The 2,652-nt window shown below is 49.1% G+C and carries 5 protein-coding genes; all 5 read right to left on the bottom strand.

Going from position 1 to position 2,652, the window contains the following annotated elements:
* Window positions 1–111: 111 nt before the first annotated feature.
* The gene (locus ACP5J3_RS12725; RefSeq protein WP_263245986.1) at window positions 112–783 is read right to left on the bottom strand and encodes a 30S ribosomal protein S7; all 672 of its coding nucleotides are present in this window, start codon (window positions 781–783) and stop codon (window positions 112–114) included.
* Window positions 784–824: 41 nt separating this feature from the next.
* The gene (locus tag ACP5J3_RS12720) at window positions 825–1,028 is read right to left on the bottom strand and encodes a hypothetical protein (protein ID WP_428496025.1); all 204 of its coding nucleotides are present in this window, start codon (window positions 1,026–1,028) and stop codon (window positions 825–827) included.
* 68 nt (window positions 1,029–1,096) lie between these two features.
* Entirely contained in the window at window positions 1,097–1,318 is a 222-nt protein-coding gene (locus ACP5J3_RS12715) for a helix-turn-helix domain-containing protein (protein ID WP_263245988.1), read from the bottom strand.
* 64 nt (window positions 1,319–1,382) lie between these two features.
* Window positions 1,383–1,757, bottom strand: a complete 375-nt coding sequence (locus tag ACP5J3_RS12710) for a hypothetical protein (protein WP_428496024.1) — start codon at window positions 1,755–1,757, stop codon at window positions 1,383–1,385.
* A 167-nt stretch (window positions 1,758–1,924) separates the two neighbouring features.
* A partial coding sequence (locus tag ACP5J3_RS12705) for an ATPase domain-containing protein (RefSeq protein WP_428496023.1) occupies window positions 1,925–2,652 on the bottom strand: 728 nt, incomplete at its 5' end.

Below are 2,652 nucleotides of genomic sequence, written 5' to 3'. Positions count from 1 at the left end.
GCCTAGCCTTAACCTCCTCCAAATCCACCACCTCATCAAAAGAACGAGGACGATACTTCTCAAACCAAAACAACTCGGCCATGTGGCAGAGATGTTGTCTGTTAAAAACAGTTAACGCGAGGCGGCAGCGATGCGTTCTAGCTCCTCACGCTTCCTCACGGCATAGCTCTTGGGATCATTCGCCGCCGCCGCGACGAGCTCGTCGGCGAGACACTCTTCTATCGGCTTCGGGTTATTAAATGAACAAGTTCTTGCGCCCTCAGTAATCCAGCGGAGGGCGAGGTCAAGACGTCTTTGTGGAGATACGTCTACAGAAACAGAATAAGCTATGCCGCCCATGATTATCCTCGTGACTTCCTCCCTCGGGGCCGTGTTGATTATTGCGTCGATGAAAACCTGTAGCGGGTTTCTACCCGTCTTGTAGTACACTAGCTCAAAAGCCCTCTTAACTATGTTATACGCCTTGTGCTTCTTGCCGGCGTTTCTCCCAGGCCTCATCATGAGGTTTATAAGCCTCTCCACAATAGGAATCCGCGCCTTTCCAAACCGCACATTTTGAAACCTCCCCTCAGTATGTGGAAGCACCACAGGCTTTAGACAGATATATCTCCTCAGACCGGGATCTCTCACCACCACCTCTTCATAACTCCATTTACCAAACAGTAGAACCGGCTCGCCGCCGAGTGTCTTAACATCACGCGGGCACTCCTCAATTATGGGCACATCGCCTACGTACTCCACTCGGCTACTCTTAGGAAGTTGCTCTCCGAAGATCGTAGACATACGCAAGGCTAGGTTTCAAGGACTTTAAAAACTTTTGAAAATCACTTCTCGGACAACATCGTAGACACCAAGCGCCTAATCCCCCTATACTCCCCCTCTACGCTATTCAATATCTGTCGATAAATCTCCGGATAAGGCATGCACTCAGCCTCCGCGATCTTACATGCGAGACTCAGCAAATAAGACGGGGTGCACTCCACGCGGTATTTTTCCCCCCGCCACACGACGGTACAAAAATCGCCCACGTAGGCGTAGCCTCTATGTGTTAATATTGCTTTTCAAAATGTTTTAGAGAGGTAGGAGTAAACTGAAACTAATTCATTTTCAACTTCCACCTAGTGTTGCAACGGTTTCCCCCAAAACAGTATCCTAGATACTCCACGACCCCCTCTCTTCTGAGGCGGGCCAACACGGCGGCGACAGTGCGCCTATTAACCCCAAGCATTTTTGCGATATCTGCACTACTTAACTCTCCGTACTCCCTCAGGAGGTTTATAATCTGCTCTGCCAACCTCTGGGTTGCAAAATCTCTCACGCATCTGTTAACACTACAGATATTTATACCTTATGTATGACAAAGCTAAAATGTCCAATGTGGATTAAACACGCCGATGAGAGAGGTCAGAGGATCTGACACGTGACGACCGGCTTTTTGACGAGGCTAATATTCTCAGAGCCGCCCTAGCGGCTACGGAAAACTCGCCTAGCTCTTTGAGTATTGAAGTCGCTCTCCTACTAAGCGCGTTGGGGACAGCCCTATCGGGCTCCCCATCAAACCAGACGTAACACCTCCTCAACCAGCATATCTGTAGGTAATATAACACATCATCCTCTAAGTCAAACTCAGCCTCGGCTTCGAACAACCCACGTCTCACGTATATATATTCACCAGTAACCTCTTCCCCACGCTTAATAACCGTCTTCTTTATAACAAGCCCACCACGGCGCACCAGCACAGCTAACTCCTCCGACACGTATACGTAAACGATAAAAACTAAATCAACAACGTGTACCCGTAGGAATTATGGTTATAATATGATGACGACGGGATATGGAGAAAGATGACGAAGAGAACCCAGCTGAGTCACGGGACACGGTATACGAACCCACGCCTAGAAGTTCGCCAATCCTCTGTGCTAAGTTACAGAGTTGGTAGATAGGTGACGGGTACGAGGGGCTCTTTAATCTGGCCCTTTACTACAATACCCATTTTTGGGACTATTTCTATCTCGTATATGCCTGGGTGGACGGGGCTCCACCTCATCTTTCTTACAAACATCACCCTCTTGAAGCTTCCATCTCTCGCCTTTGCAATTCCCATAATGAAAACGCCGGTTGCTAGAAACTCCTCAACGCCGTATCTACTAATAGCGCCGGAGCCAGACGGGATTTCCGTCGTGATTATGTTAGTGGTGCCTATCTCTCTCTCAATACTCATGACAAGAACCCTAATGTACTCCCTCAACACCTGGATATCCTTATCAAGCGAGACCAGCGGCGCAATTGGGTCAATAACCAGCCTCTGCGCGTTCAACGCCGCCACGTACTCTCGTATAGAAGCTACAAGAGATTTGGCGATGGCGGTGGGGTCCTTCTCCCTAATGCGCTCCACAATATCCATCTCAGGCACTAAAACCTCTATCAGCCCCCGTGCCCTCAGATCTTCAATATCCCAACCAAACCTCCTAGCCCCCTCCACAAACTGCTCATATGTCTCATCTACGGATATGTATATTCCAGGTTCCCCATATTTAAGAGCCCCCTGTAGAAGAAACGTCAACGCAGTTAGCGTCTTGGCGGTGCCCGTCTCCCCTGAAATTAGATACGTCCTCCCCCTTATAAACCCCCCTCCAATTATGGCATCGAGCC

Source organism: Pyrobaculum sp., from assembly GCF_049971835.1.
Taxonomy (GTDB): domain Archaea; phylum Thermoproteota; class Thermoprotei; order Thermoproteales; family Thermoproteaceae; genus Pyrobaculum.
Note: the sequence above shows the minus strand (reverse complement) of the source record. Positions and strands in the feature narration are given on the sequence as shown.

Coding starts and splice junctions, on each gene's coding strand:
- ACP5J3_RS12725 (WP_263245986.1), bottom strand. CDS start 783: ATGTCTACGATCTTCGGAGAGCAACTTCCTAAGAGTAGCCGAGTGGAG.